Origin of the sequence: Pedobacter sp. CAN_A7, assembly GCF_015752175.1 — a bacterium.
GTDB lineage: Bacteria > Bacteroidota > Bacteroidia > Sphingobacteriales > Sphingobacteriaceae > Pedobacter.
This window is the reverse complement of the sequence record NZ_JADOUW010000002.1, coordinates 1,103,075-1,117,598: the sequence shown is the minus strand read 5'-3', so window position 1 is coordinate 1,117,598 and position 14,524 is coordinate 1,103,075. Positions and strand designations below refer to the sequence as shown.

Genomic DNA, 14,524 nt, shown 5'->3' with positions numbered 1-14,524 from the left:
TTATGCCCCCGCTACTGATTTAGGTTCGATAGCTATTCCAGGACTCATTGTTGAAGAAACATGAATGCTCTTAAAATAAGTTCCTTTTGCAGCAGAAGGTTTTAATTTTGAAATTACTTGAATTACTTCTAAAGCATTTTCATATATTTTTTCTGCTGGGAATGATACTTTTCCTACCGAAGCGTGAATGATACCACTTTTGTCAACTTTAAAATCTATTTTCCCACCTTTTACATCAGTAACTGCTTTACCAACTTCGTTGGTTACAGTACCTGATTTAGGGTTTGGCATAAGGTTACGTGGACCTAAAACGCGGCCCAGTTTACCTACTTTTGCCATACAAGCAGGAGTAGTGATAATAATGTCAACATCTGTCCATCCACCTTCAATCTTGGCTACATACTCGTCTAAACCTACGAAATCTGCACCTGCTGCTTTAGCTTCTTCTTCCTTATCAGGATTACAAAGTACTAAAACGCGTACAGTTTTACCAGTGCCGTGAGGTAAAGTCGCGATACCACGAACCATTTGATTGGCTTTACGTGGGTCTACGCCTAAAGCGATGTCGATATCAACCGAAGCATCAAATTTAGTTGTAGTGATCTCTTTTACCAAAGCAGCCGCATCCAATAAAGAATACGTTTTACCGACTTCTAGTTTAGCATGTGCCTTTTTTTGATTTTTTGTTAATTTAGCCACTGTTGTAAACTGTTTTTTGTTAATTAATTTGTCCAGGGTGCGTCACCGCTAACGGTGATTCCCATACTGCGTGCTGTACCGGCAACCATACTCATTGCCGACTCGATAGTGAAGGCATTTAAGTCTGTCATCTTATCCTCAGCAATCGACTTAACCTGATCCCAAGTCACCGAACCAACTTTCTTACGGTTGGGCTCAGCAGAACCACTCGCTAATTTCGTAGCATCTTTTAACTGGATGGCTACAGGAGGGGTTTTGATGATAAATTCGAAAGACTTGTCAGCATAAACAGTAATTACAACTGGTAATACTTTACCGGGCTTATCTTGGGTACGAGCATTGAATTGCTTGCAAAATTCCATAATGTTCACCCCTTTAGCACCCAATGCAGGTCCTACTGGTGGTGATGGATTTGCGGCTCCACCCTTGATTTGTAATTTAACAAGCGCACTGACTTCTTTTGCCATTTTCTGTTTTGTTAATTGTAATACTCAATGTTAAATATGGAAGCATGTAACACTTAAGGTCTTATTATTCTTTTTCTACTTGCATATAGTTCAGTTCCAATGGACTCTTACGACCAAAGATCTTCACCATAACTTTCAATTTCTTTTTCTCTTCGTTAACTTCTTCAATCACGCCGGTGAAACCATTAAAAGGTCCATCCATTACTTTAACGTTCTCTCCAACATAATAAGCAATGTTCATCGTTTCGCCTTGTTGGCTCATCTCATCAACTTTACCTAAAATGCGGTTAACTTCAGCCTGACGCATAGGAACCGGGTTACCCCCTTTGTCGCCTAAAAATCCAATCACACTGTTAATTCCTTTTATAATATGTTCGATCTCACCATCTAAAGCAGCTTCGATCAATACATATCCCGGATAAAAGTTGCGTTCTTTTGCAATCTTTTTTCCGTCTTTCATCTGGTAGTATTTTTCCATCGGAATCAATACCTGTGGAACCAGATGTGAAAAACCTAAACGACTGATTTCAGAATCGATATATTGCTTTACCTTTTTCTCTTTACCGCTTACAGCTCTAACTACATACCATTTTAACTGATCGTTCATTTAGCTATATATATATATTTACAGTGATTTATAAAAAGTATCTAAAATAAATGTAGCGCCCTTATCCATTGCAAAAATTACGATTGCAACGATAAACGAAGACACCAACACCAACACAGCAGAATTTAATAAACTCCCCCATGATGGCCAGGTAACCTTCTGGGTCATCTCTTCATATGATTCTTTAACAAATTGAACTACCTTAGCCATATTCTAGTATTTGCACGGGAACAAGGATTCGAACCCTGATCAAAGGTTTTGGAGACCTCTATTCTACCGTTGAACTATTCCCGTGTATTGATTTTATTAAAAGAACTTAGTACTTAGACGTTCGACTATTTAGCCCTATCTAAGTACTAAGTTTTATATTTCGCACAAAGGTACGAAAATTATTTTAAAATTTCAGTTACCTGACCAGCACCTACTGTTCTACCACCTTCACGGATAGCGAAACGTAGACCTTTTTCCATTGCGATTGCGTTGATCAATTTAACTGTGATCGTAACGTTATCACCTGGCATAACCATTTCAGTTCCTTCAGCTAGTGAAATCTCACCAGTAACATCTGTGGTACGGAAATAGAATTGTGGACGGTATTTGTTAAAGAATGGAGTGTGACGTCCACCTTCAGCTTTTGATAATACATAGATCTCAGCTTTGAAATCTGTGTGAGGTGTAACAGTACCTGGTTTACAGATAACCATACCACGACGGATATCAGTTTTCTCAATACCACGTAACAATAGACCTACGTTATCACCTGCTTCACCATAATCAAGGATCTTACGGAACATCTCAACACCTGTAACAGTTGATTTAAGATTTTCTGCACCCATACCCAAGATCTCAACTGGATCTCCAGAGTTGATTACACCACGCTCAATACGACCAGTTGCAACAGTACCACGACCAGTGATCGAGAATACATCTTCAACAGGCATTAAGAATGGAAGTTCAGTTAAACGTGGAGGAATTGGAATGTAGCTATCTACAGCATCCATTAATTCCATGATCTTTCCAACCCATTTTGGATCACCATTCAATCCACCCAAAGCAGAACCTTGAATAACTGGAATGTCATCACCTGGGAATTCATAGAAAGATAATAGTTCACGAATTTCCATCTCTACTAACTCAAGTAATTCAGGATCATCAACCATATCCACTTTGTTCATGAACACTACTAATGAAGGAACACCTACCTGACGAGCCAATAGAATGTGCTCGCGAGTTTGTGGCATCGGACCATCTGTAGCAGCTACAACGATAATCGCACCATCCATTTGTGCAGCACCTGTAACCATGTTCTTCACATAATCCGCGTGACCTGGACAGTCAACGTGAGCATAGTGACGAGCAGCAGTTGAGTACTCAACGTGTGATGTGTTAATCGTGATACCTCTTTCTTTTTCCTCAGGAGCTGAGTCAATAGAATCAAATGAACGCGCCTCAGATAAACCTGCATCAGATAACACTTTAGTGATAGCTGCTGTTAAGGTTGTTTTACCGTGGTCAACGTGACCGATTGTGCCGATGTTTAAGTGCGGCTTGCTGCGGTCAAACTTTTCTTTTGCCATGTTTTTATACTTATTAGTAGGTTAACTTTTATTTTAATTTGTTGTTTTGATATTATTCAATACAAAAAACCTTGCTCACGCTGCTCTTATTTACAGACCTGACAAAGTTTCTTACTTTTATGAGCCAAAGATGGGACTTGAACCCACGACCTCTTCCTTACCAAGGAAGTGCTCTACCGCTGAGCTACTTCGGCTAATCTCAGCTTGCAATCTATATTAGCCGATTGCCCAACTTACTTTTCTGAGCGAAAGACGAGGTTCGAACTCGCGACCTATAGCTTGGAAGGCTATCGCTCTACCAACTGAGCTACTTTCGCTTCTTTATGGTGGGGGGAGAAGGATTCGAACCTTCGAAGTCTCGCGACAACAGAGTTACAGTCTGTCCCATTTGGCCACTCTGGTATCCCCCCATCTTTAACTGCCACACATCGCTATGCGAGTTAAAAGAGCCTCCTATCGGGATCGAACCAATGACCTACTGATTACAAGTCAGTTGCTCTACCAGCTGAGCTAAGGAGGCTTATTTTTTGATTAAACTTTCACAGAACCTTTTCCCTTTCTTTAGTGGTTAACGCCTCTTCCGATTGGGAATGCAAATCTACACGAATTTAACTTCTATCCAAAATTATTTGAAAAAAAAATTGACGGTTTTCAGGCCGTCAATCCTTTTCTAATAATCTACTGAAATATATACCTAATAATCAGATACTTCATTCGAGCTTAAAATCTCTTTATGTTCAGATAATTTTGCGCGTGTCTTGTCTTTGTGCTTAGTTATTTGCTTTTTCAAGGATTCAATTGATAAATCAGTTGCCTCTTCAAACGTTTTACATTGTTCTTTTGCAAACATCGTCATGCCTGGAACATTCAATTTTATCTCGCTAATCTTGTTAGCCTCGTCGTCTACATTCTCCAGTTTCAAATACACTTCCCCACTTATAATCTGGTCAAAATACTGATCCAGCTTGTCTACTTTTCGTTGTATAAACTCTAATAACTTTTTGTCTGCATTGAAATGGATCGATTGAACTCTGATTTTCATGTTGTCCTCCTTTTTTATGCCTTTGGATGGGCTTGTTTATATACTAATTTTAATTTTTCTATGGAATTATGCGTGTAAACCTGTGTTGCCGCTAAACTAGCGTGCCCAAGCAACTCTTTAATCGCATTGAGGTCTGCACCCCGGTTTAATAAACTAGTTGCATAAGAATGCCTTAAAACATGCGGACTGCGTTTGTCCTGTGTGGAAACGTACGTCAAATAACGCTTTACTGTTTGGTAAATAAATGCCGGATATACATCCCTGCCTTTATTAGTAACGAAGAGCATGGCACTTTTGTTGTCGAAATTTTTTAATGACTTTAACTCCAGGTAATCTTTAAGCAACACTAGCAAGGCTTTTGGCAATGGAATAATGCGGGCCTTCCCTCCTTTTCCCATCACTTTAACCGTTCCTTCAAAAAAATCAACATCGGTGTCCCGCAGCCCAATTAATTCAGCCAGGCGCATTCCCGAGCCAAACAACACCTCCAGCACCAGCTTATCACGTACAGAAGGAAAACTGTTGTCAAAAATCTCGGCCGAGTCTAACAGATCGTCCATTTTCTGGTCGTCTATAAACACCGGCAAAAGTTTTGGTGCTTTAGGCACTTTAATCAGCGATACAGGGTTGCTGGCCACCAGTCCTAACCTTTGGTTGTATTTATAAAAACTACGCAAGGCCGACATTTTGCGACTTACGGAATTTGGACCAATATTCTGCTCCAATAAATACACCATAAAATCCCTTACCTGCGGATATTTTGCATCCTGAAGCTCCATTTCGAAGGTAGCATGTAAAAAATCACGGAATTGCAGTAAATCTACCTGGTAAGATTTAATTGTATGCGGAGAATAACGTTTCTCGTTGGTAAGGTAGGCTAAAAAATTTTCTATAACCATGGTATTGCTGCTGGTTAACGGTGTGCTGTCAAGATACAAAAACTTAACATAGATATCACTTTTAATAAACATTATGACACAAAAAAAAGCGTTGCCAATACGACAACGCTCTTTTTATGATAGAACTATCGGAAATTAAATTGCTCCTTCTAGTTTCATGTTCTCTTTGTAGATAGCGTGTTTCACTAACGTACGACGAGTAACAGATTTTTTCTCGTATGCTTGGCGGCTACGAAGTTCTCTTAGAACACCTGTTTTTTCGAATTTCTTCTTGAAACGCTTAAGCGCTTTATCAAGTGATTCGCCGTCTTTAATATTAATTATAATCATAACGTTAAAATACCTCCTCTCGTTGTTTTTAGGACTGCAAAGGTAGCACAAAGTTTTTAAATATCAATCTATTAAATGCGAATTAGATAACCCTTTAAAAAGGAATTGGTTTTATGTTCAGACTGGGCAACTCAAAAAATGATAACATGTGTTGAATAACTAATTTAATTTTACCTAAATTTAGGCTCCTGAACCGGAAACCTGTCTTATTAAGCTCAGCTTTTACGCAACGTGTTTGCGGATCTCAACTTAGGTAAAACTCCTCACCCTAAACATAAATGATACTAGCTGCATCAGTCTTCCCTGCATCTCTTCATAAACCTACCCCTGCAACACGACTGCAACACCATTGATACGGCATTCGTACGGGGTTTCCCATACGAATGCCGTACAAACCCCGTACTAAAGCCGTCGCAGCTCTGTAGTTGCCTGCAAGCACAACAAAAGCCTGCCTTGTCTGCAACCAGCTCATAATTATTCTAATAAATTTTTAAGTTAGTGTCTTCATGAAAAATGATAGACCGTCATAAAGTAAGGTCCGATTATAGACATAAATAAAAACCCGCAACAACAGTTAAGTTGGCGGGTTTGGCAATTTATATTTGGTTAGAATATGCTCGTTTATAGGTTATTGAAATTCTAAGTTATGTATTTAAAACTTCCCTCGCAATAACTATTTTCTGAATTTCTGAAGTTCCCTCCCCAATGGTACATAACTTGCTATCGCGGTAAAACTTTTCTACCGGGAAATCTTTGGTATAACCGTAACCACCAAAAATCTGTACGGCTTCTGTAGCGGCACGTACACATACTTCCGAAGCGTAATATTTTGCCATGGCCGACTCCTTGGTCATCTTCATTCCCCGGTTCTTCAAATCAGCAGCCTGTCTGATCAGCAGGTCGGCAGCTTCGATCTCTGTCGCCATATCAGCCAGTTTAAAGCTTATACCCTGGAAACTTGCTATCGGTTGCCCGAATTGGTGTCGTTCCTTCGAATAAGCCAAAGCCGCTTCATAAGCACCTTTTGCAATACCTAAAGCTAAGGCAGCAATCGAAATACGGCCCCCATCTAATACTTTCATCGCTTGTTTAAAGCCTTCGCCTACATTTCCAAGCATATTTTCTTTGGGCACCCTGCAATTGTCAAAGATCATTTCCGTGGTTTCCGACGCACGCATACCCAATTTGTTCTCTTTTTTACCGGCGGTAAAACCTGGCGTCCCTCTTTCTACTACAATAGCTGATATGCCTTTTGAATCGCCCGTAGCACCGGTTCTCACCATCACCACAGCGATGTCTCCAGACTTACCATGGGTAATCCAGTTTTTTGCCCCGTTAATTACATATTCATCACCATCAAGGGTCGCTGTAGTCATCATGCGCAAGGCATCAGATCCAGTATTGGCTTCTGTTAAACCCCAGGCACCAATCCATTCGGCCGTTGCCAGTTTAGGTAACCATTTTTGTTTTTGTTCCTCGCTACCAAATGCAAGAATATGCCCGGTACAAAGTGAATTGTGTGCCGCCAGGGAAAGTCCCACAGAGCCACATACTTTAGCCACTTCCACAATCACATCCACATATTCCTGGTAGCCAAAGCCAGAACCGCCGTAAACCTCAGGCACTAAAACACCCATCAACCCAAGGCTACCCAATTTTTTAAATACCTCTACTGGAAAATATTGTGCCTCATCCCATTCCATCACATGCGGACGGATGTTCTTCTCGGCGAAATCTTTTACCATGTTTCTGATCATCGCCTGATTTTCAGAAATTGCAAAACTATATCCTACAGAATTTTCTAATGTTTCGTGCATGTTGTTCCAGAATTTTGACAATGATAATAAATATTTTTACAGTTTTAGAAGAAGGAAATTCGCCTGTTCCTAGTACACAATGGTATTTAGTTCAATAACCGTAGCCATTGAATTTCAGGCACTAAAACCATCACCTATGTTTTAGGAAAAAAAATAAAATTTCTTTTGGTCACCATGCCACCTCCCTAAAATAGGGTAGGAAGATCAATGCGCTTGAAAGTCAGCTGGCTACTTCACACTTTAAAAAATCAGCTTGGTGTCCTTTGCATTCGATATACCTGTGGAGATATGCGCCCGGCAAAAGAAATATTAAAAATAAAGCGATAATATTGCAGCACAAATACCAGACATGTCATTCAGAATACAACTCTTCGACTTTTCGCAGAAAATCAATTTTAAAACAGAAATTTTGGCAGGGCTTACCGTGGCCATGACCATGATGCCTGAATCATTGTCCTTTGCCATATTAGCAGGATTTCCACCATTGATGGGACTATATGCGGCATTTATTATGGGATTAGTGACTGCAGTTTTTGGCGGCCGACCAGGTTTAATATCTGGTGGTGCAGGTGCTACAGTAATTGTTTTGATTGCTTTAATGCAAAGTAACGGATTAGAATATGTGCTGGCAGCGGTGGCCCTGGCCGGTGTAATGCAAATTATAGTGGGCTTGTTTAAACTAGGTAAATTCATCAGGCTGGTGCCACAACCTGTGATGTATGGTTTTGTAAACGGCCTGGCCGTCATCATTTTCCTGTCGCAACTTGAGCAATTTAAAACTGTAGTTAATGGCCAAACATCCTGGCTCGTGGGTACACCTTTATATATAATGGCTGCACTGGTGTTACTCACTATCGCTATAATTTATATACTACCCAGGTTTACCAAAGCTGTACCGCCTTCGCTGGTTGCCATCGTGGTCATCTTTTTTGTGGTTCTGGGTTTTGGCATAAACACCAAAACCGTGAGCGATATTGCTGCCGTTAGTGGTGGTTTCCCTCCATTTCATATCCCTGAGATCCCATTTACATTTGATACGCTTCAAATAATTTTCCCATATGCCCTCATTATGGCAGGTGTTGGTTTAACTGAGGGATTGTTAACCTTAAACCTGGTTGATGAGATCACGGCCACAAAAGGTAACAGTAACCGGGAATGTTTAGCACAAGGAAGCGCCAATATTTTAAATGGCTTTTTCTCAGGCATGGGCGGCTGCCCAATGATTGCCCAAACGTTGGTCAACCTGAGTGCTGGAGCCAGAGCCAGGCTATCCGGCATCGTAGCCTCAGTTACCATCCTGATCATCATTTTATATGGAGCGCCCCTGATTGGCCTGGTGCCCATGGCTGCATTAACCGGCGTAATGATTATGGTGGCCATTGGCACCTTCGAATGGGTCAGTTTCAGCATCTTAAACAAAATGCCTAAACACGATATTTTTGTGGGCATCCTGGTGGCGGCAATCACCATTTACCTTCATAACCTGGCCCTGGCAGTACTCATTGGTGTCATCATTTCTGCACTTGTTTTTGCATGGGAAAGCGCCAAAAGAATCCGTGCCCGCAAGTATATCGACGAGCATGGCGTAAAACATTACGAGATCTACGGTCCCTTATTTTTTGCTTCTGTAGCTGCCTTTAATGAAAAGTTCGACATCAACGAAGATCCGCAACAAGTGGTGATTGATTTTAAAGAAAGTAAGGTAACAGATATGTCGGCCATTGATGCCTTAAATAAATTGACGGAGCGTTACCAGAAAGCGGGTAAAAATCTGCAGCTTAAACACCTCAGTCCCGACTGCCGCGTACTGCTCAAGAATGCCGGCAGTGTAATTGACGTCAATATTATCGAAGATCCTACCTACCATATCGCTACAGACCGGTATAACTAGCCCTTTTATGAGTGCGTAATATTTAGTTAATTTATTGCATAATATTTTGTTATTTGTAAAAAAATTAAGAGGGTTATGCAAAGAAGAAACTTTATCAAAACAGGTGGTTTAACGGCATTAGCTTTAAGTGCGTTGTCGGTATCTTCATGTCATGTATTGGCACCTTCCAGCACCCGGGGTGCCAATGACCAACCTACAACCGATAATTTTGAGTTAAACGAGCTCAGCGTGTTCGAATTGCAGAAAAAGATGGAAAACAAGACCTACACTTCCAAGTCCATCACAGCGCTTTACCTTCAGCGCATAGCCAAAATCGATCAAGCCGGTCCGCAATTACATGCCGTGATTGAGCTACACCCAAGCGCCTTACAAACGGCAGAAGAAATGGACAAGGAACGTGCCGCAGGAAAAGTGCGAGGACCCCTGCACGGTATCCCAGTGTTGATTAAAGACAATATTGATACGGGCGATGGCCTGTTAACTTCAGCAGGCTCACTTGCCTTGAGCGATAATTACCAAACCGAAGACGCCTTTATTATCAAAAGATTACGAGAGGCCGGTGCAGTCATCATCGGAAAAACCAATTTAAGTGAATGGGCAAACTTCCGCTCCTCGCGCTCCACCAGTGCCTGGAGTAGTCGCGGCGGACAAACAAAAAACCCTTATGTTTTAGATAGAAACCCTAGCGGCTCTAGTTCTGGTTCAGGCTCTGCCGTTGCAGCCAACCTTTGTGCATTGGCCATCGGTACAGAAACAGATGGTTCTATCATATCGCCCAGCTCGGTGAACAACCTGGTAGGCATTAAACCTACAGTAGGTTTATGGAGTAGAACCGGCATCATCCCCATCTCTAAAACCCAGGACACCGCAGGCCCTATGACCCGCAGCGTGACCGATGCCGCCATTTTATTGGGGGCCCTGACTGGCGTTGACGATCAGGATCCGGTAACCAAATACAGTGAAGGCAGGTTTAAAAAAGATTACACCACCTTTTTAAGGCCCGATGGATTGAAAGGTAAAAGACTTGGTGTAGAGAAATCAGCATTTAAACGCCATGCAGCAACAGACGAATTATTGAATGAGGCCATCAGGGTTTTACGCAGTCAGGGAGCTATAGTCACGGAAATATCCTTAAATGATACCCTTAAAAATGCAGGAGACGCTGAATTTACCGTATTGCTTTATGAATTTAAAGCTGGTTTAAATGCCTACCTGAGTGGCTGTAATTCTAAAATTAAAAGCCTTGCCGATGTCATTGCCTATAACAAAGTAAATGAAGCCACTATGATGCCCTTTTTTAAACAGGAAACATTGGAAAAAGCACAAATAAAAGGGGACTTAACAGAAAAAGAATACCTGGAGGCTTTGGAAAAATCACATGTACACAGTAAAAAAGCAATCGACCGGATATTAACTGACCATAACCTGGACGCCATCATTGCGCCTAGTAATGGCTTTCCCGTATGTATAGACTTGGTTAACGGCGATTACGATAATGGCTTTTATTTTTCTTCCGCTGCAGCCATGGCCGGTTATTCACACATCACCGTTCCTATGGGCAGCTGGCATGACTTGCCAATGGGTTTGTCATTTATTGGCACCGCCTATGCCGAACCTGCCCTACTCCTGGTTGCTTTTGCCTATGAACAAGCCAGTAACAAAAGAACATCACCGCAGTTTAAACCCGTGGTTGTATAATGAGGGTTCAGTACTTTCCCTCCTATTACAACTGTTCTGAATTGCACTAACTTATTATTGGTATGCTAAGCGTAATAAAGTATAAATTACAATCTCCTTTTCCCTGTTTTGTCTGTTTAATCTCAGAAAACGTTTATTTGAAATAAATCCTATAGAAATAATAGATTATTTCTAGCTTTGCAGGCAATTAGATGTTCATTGATTTTTATTTATCTAGAAAGACGGAGGGTATGGCCCTATGAAGTCTTAGCAACCTCTGCCCCTCCGGCAAAAGGTGCTAACTCCATCCACTACCTGTGGAAAGATAACTGAAAAGCCATTCATTGATATCTGGTTATTTAATCATTATAACCATTTTATTAAAACAGCAATCATGCAAAAACTTTACAAATATGCAGTGGGGATCATTCTATCCTTACTGGTTGTACAGACCGCTACAGCGCAATCGGTTCGTATAACAGGGGTGGTCACAGAACAAGCCGGTGGCGGTCCATTACCTGGGGTGAGTATTTATGTTAAGGGCACAACAAGCGGCACACAAACCGACCCCAACGGAAAATTTACGATCAGTGCTAATTCTGGTGACGTGTTAACAGTAGCGTACCTGGGTTTCGACAACAAGGAAATCCCGGTTACGGCCAGCACCAGCAACCTAACCATTCAGTTAGCCGAAGCATCAAACTCACTAAATGAAGTGGTGGTCACCGCCTTAAACATCAGCAAAGAGAAAAAATCTTTGGGTTATGCGGTACAGGAGCTGAAATCAAAAGACTTTTCTGAAGCCAAAGAAGCCAACCTGGTCAATTCTTTAGCCGGAAAAATAGCAGGTGTAAACATCACCAACAGCCAGGGCGATATGGGTTCTTCCCGTATCATCATTCGCGGCGAAACCTCTATTTCCGGAAATAATCAGCCTTTATTTGTTGTTGATGGGGTACCCGTAGACAACACGCAGAATTTAGGTGTGGCTGGTTCCAGAGATTTTGCCAATACCATATCTGATATCAACCCGGAAGACATTGAGTCGATGAGTGTGTTAAAAGGACCAAATGCGGCTGCCCTTTATGGCTCGAGAGCAGCGGCGGGTGTGGTGTTAATTACCACTAAAAAAGGAAGCGGTGCTCAAGGTCTGGGCATTAGTGTAAACTCCAACGCCACATTTTCTAACCTATTAACTCTTCCTGATTATCAAAACAGTTTCGGACAAGGTGCCAATGGTGAATTTAGCTATGTAGATGGCCGTGGGGGTGGTTTAAATGATGGAGTTGACGAAAGCTGGGGTCCACGATTAGATGGCCGGTTAATACCGCAGTTTAACTCTAATGGAGCAGCGGTGCCATTTATTGCACATCCTGATAATGTAAAAGACTTTTTTAACAATGGCCGCACTTTAAATAACGGTATCGCCATTGCAGGTGCTGGTGAAAAGTACGATATGCGTTTCTCTTATAATAACATGGATCAAACGGGTGTAATACCAAATTCATCGCAATCCAGAAACTCCTTTAACCTTAATACAACTTATAAAATTACACCTAAGTTAACCCTGGGTGCTATGGCAAACTATGTGAATAGCAGTGCCGATAACCTGCCAGGCTCTGGTGGCCGTAGGGCAAGCAGCACCATGTTGCAATTTACGTGGTTTGGGAGACAGGTGGATGTAAACGACCTGAGGACTTACAAAGATGCCAATGGTAACGATAGGAACTGGAACAATAGTTATTACAGCAACCCTTTCTTTGTAGCTTACGAAAATACAGTTGGTCAGGTGCGAAACCGCCTCATTGGAAATGTAGAACTTAATTATAAAATTATTGATGGCCTTTCGGCAAACTTCAGAACAGGTAATGATTATTATACCGACCGCAGGAAAATAAGAATTTCTTATGGCACCAACGGTACACCTTTCGGTAGTTACGAAGAAGATGCTTATACCTTTAGTGAAAACAATACGGAAGCCCGTTTAGACTATACAAAGAAGATCAATGAAGATTTCAACTTCGATGTGTTGCTAGGTGGAAACATCCGTACCACAACGTTGGAGAACAATAACCAAAAAGCGCCGAAACTTGCCGTGAGTGGATTATACACGCTAAGCAATTCTCGCGACCCGCTGATTTCTTCTAACTTTTACAATAAACAAAAAGTATACAGCGCCTTTAGTTCTGCACAGTTGGGTTTCAGAAATTATGCCTACCTGAATTTAACGGCCAGGAACGATTGGTCTTCTACACTACCTGCCGCCAACCGCTCCTATTTCTATCCATCGGTGAACGCCAGTTTTATCCTGACCGAAGCCTTTAACATCCAAAGCGAGGTGTTAAACTTTGCTAAACTACGTGGTGGCTGGTCTAAAGTAGGTAAAGATGCTACCCCATACCAGTTGTTAAATAGCTATGATTTCACGGCACCTTTTGATGGCAATCCGCAACAAAGCTTGAATGGCACTGACCTAAATGCTGATTTGAAACCGGAGACCACTAAATCAACGGAAGTTGGTCTGGAATTGGGTTTATGGAATAACCGGGTGCGCCTTGATTTCGGTGTATACAACACCAATAGTATTAACCAGATTTTAAGTCTTGATGTAAGTCCTTCTACAGGTTTCAGCAGAAAACTGGTTAACGGCGGCACCATCAATAACAAAGGTTTAGAAGTACAATTAGGATTGACACCTGTAAAAACAGACGATTTTACCTGGGACATTAATGTGAATTATTCCAGAAACAAGAGTGAAGTGGAATCACTGTACCAAAATGTACAAAGTTATGTACTGGGAACTGATGGAACAGTACAGGTTTTAGCAAGCGTAGGGCAACCTTATGGTACCTTATTTGGAACAGCCTTTGAAAGAAATGCCAATGGGCAGATTCTGGTTGATGCCGATGGCACACCGGTCATCAGCGCCAGCAAAAAGATTCTTGGTAAATACACTCCCGATTGGCTTGGCGGCATTACCAACAACTTCAGGTATAAAAACTTAAGTTTAAGTGTGTTAATTGATGCCCACATTGGTGGCCAGGTATATTCTGGTACAAATAGTACAGGAACTTACACTGGTGTGTTAGCTACTACCCTGCCAGGTCGCGGCGCAGAGAACGGTGGTTTACCCTATACCACTGGTAATGGCAGTTTCGACGACGGGATGATCTTTGCCGGTGTTAACGCCGATGGCACACCAAATACTAAAGTGTTACCTGCCGAACAATATTATAAAGCACTGACCAATGCCGATGAGGCATTTGTATACAGTGCAAATTATGTGAAACTGAGGGAAGTAAAATTAGGCTATAACCTGCCTAAACAATGGATCAGCGGCATAGGTATACAAAATACCACCGTGTCACTGGTGGGCAGAAACTTATTAATCATCCATAAAGACGTTCCGAATATTGATCCGGAGACTGCATTTAATACTGGTAATGGCCAGGGTCTGGAAGATCTTGGTTTACCAACAGTACGCAGCATTGGTTTCAATTTAAACTTCAAATTTTAAT

General features: G+C 41.5%; 12 protein-coding genes, 5 tRNA genes and 1 riboswitch. Of the genes, 3 read left to right on the top strand and 14 right to left on the bottom strand.

The genetic code is table 11. The features are described from left to right. From rplA to IWX76_RS10875, 14 genes are all read right to left on the bottom strand, one after another. The gene (rplA, locus tag IWX76_RS10940; RefSeq protein ID WP_196859915.1) at positions 1–699 is read right to left on the bottom strand and encodes a 50S ribosomal protein L1; all 699 of its coding nucleotides are present in this window, start codon (positions 697–699) and stop codon (positions 1–3) included. 23 nt (positions 700–722) lie between these two features. Then, entirely contained in the window at positions 723–1,166 is a 444-nt protein-coding gene (gene rplK / locus IWX76_RS10935) for a 50S ribosomal protein L11 (RefSeq protein ID WP_037443979.1), read from the bottom strand. 64 nt (positions 1,167–1,230) lie between these two features. Beyond that, positions 1,231–1,773: a transcription termination/antitermination protein NusG gene (gene nusG, locus IWX76_RS10930; protein ID WP_196859914.1), complete on the bottom strand. Its 543-nt coding sequence runs from the start codon at positions 1,771–1,773 to the stop codon at positions 1,231–1,233. Between the two features lie 18 nt (positions 1,774–1,791). Continuing rightward, positions 1,792–1,983: a preprotein translocase subunit SecE gene (gene secE, locus IWX76_RS10925; protein ID WP_196859913.1), complete on the bottom strand. Its 192-nt coding sequence runs from the start codon at positions 1,981–1,983 to the stop codon at positions 1,792–1,794. A 13-nt stretch (positions 1,984–1,996) separates the two neighbouring features. Next, a tRNA-Trp gene (locus IWX76_RS10920) sits at positions 1,997–2,067 on the bottom strand. 95 nt (positions 2,068–2,162) lie between these two features. After that, on the bottom strand, positions 2,163–3,350 hold the full coding sequence (gene tuf / locus IWX76_RS10915; protein ID WP_196859912.1) for an elongation factor Tu: 1,188 nt from the start codon (positions 3,348–3,350) through the stop codon (positions 2,163–2,165). Between the two features lie 122 nt (positions 3,351–3,472). After that, positions 3,473–3,544: transfer RNA gene (locus IWX76_RS10910), tRNA-Thr, on the bottom strand. A 50-nt stretch (positions 3,545–3,594) separates the two neighbouring features. Next, positions 3,595–3,667: transfer RNA gene (locus IWX76_RS10905), tRNA-Gly, on the bottom strand. Positions 3,668–3,674: 7 nt separating this feature from the next. Further along, positions 3,675–3,760: transfer RNA gene (locus tag IWX76_RS10900), tRNA-Tyr, on the bottom strand. Positions 3,761–3,797: 37 nt separating this feature from the next. Next, positions 3,798–3,870, bottom strand: a tRNA-Thr gene (locus IWX76_RS10895). 174 nt (positions 3,871–4,044) lie between these two features. Then, positions 4,045–4,392 (bottom strand): ribosome hibernation-promoting factor, HPF/YfiA family, encoded by a 348-nt coding sequence (hpf, locus tag IWX76_RS10890; RefSeq protein ID WP_196859911.1) that lies wholly within the window; start codon positions 4,390–4,392, stop codon positions 4,045–4,047. 14 nt (positions 4,393–4,406) lie between these two features. Beyond that, on the bottom strand, positions 4,407–5,291 hold the full coding sequence (locus IWX76_RS10885) for a tyrosine-type recombinase/integrase (protein WP_196859910.1): 885 nt from the start codon (positions 5,289–5,291) through the stop codon (positions 4,407–4,409). Positions 5,292–5,426: 135 nt separating this feature from the next. Continuing rightward, positions 5,427–5,621, bottom strand: coding sequence for a 30S ribosomal protein S21 (gene rpsU / locus IWX76_RS10880; protein ID WP_196859909.1), 195 nt, complete (start codon positions 5,619–5,621; stop codon positions 5,427–5,429). Between the two features lie 644 nt (positions 5,622–6,265). Continuing rightward, positions 6,266–7,438 carry an acyl-CoA dehydrogenase family protein gene (locus tag IWX76_RS10875; RefSeq protein WP_196859908.1) on the bottom strand — a complete coding sequence of 391 codons (1,173 nt, stop codon included), beginning with the start codon at positions 7,436–7,438 and terminating at the stop codon, positions 6,266–6,268. Positions 7,439–7,787: 349 nt separating this feature from the next. On the opposite strand from IWX76_RS10875, the gene IWX76_RS10870 reads away from it, so the two are divergent. The 3 genes from IWX76_RS10870 (at position 7,788) to IWX76_RS10860 (ending at position 14,523) form a co-directional block, all read left to right on the top strand. Continuing rightward, positions 7,788–9,329, top strand: coding sequence for a SulP family inorganic anion transporter (locus IWX76_RS10870; RefSeq protein ID WP_196859907.1), 1,542 nt, complete (start codon positions 7,788–7,790; stop codon positions 9,327–9,329). A 75-nt stretch (positions 9,330–9,404) separates the two neighbouring features. Continuing rightward, positions 9,405–11,027 (top strand): amidase, encoded by a 1,623-nt coding sequence (locus IWX76_RS10865; RefSeq protein ID WP_196859906.1) that lies wholly within the window; start codon positions 9,405–9,407, stop codon positions 11,025–11,027. A gap of 206 nt (positions 11,028–11,233) precedes the next feature. Beyond that, a riboswitch (SAM riboswitch) is annotated at positions 11,234–11,338 on the top strand. 62 nt (positions 11,339–11,400) lie between these two features. After that, the gene (locus IWX76_RS10860; protein WP_196859905.1) at positions 11,401–14,523 is read left to right on the top strand and encodes a SusC/RagA family TonB-linked outer membrane protein; all 3,123 of its coding nucleotides are present in this window, start codon (positions 11,401–11,403) and stop codon (positions 14,521–14,523) included. Position 14,524: the final 1 nt, after the last annotated feature.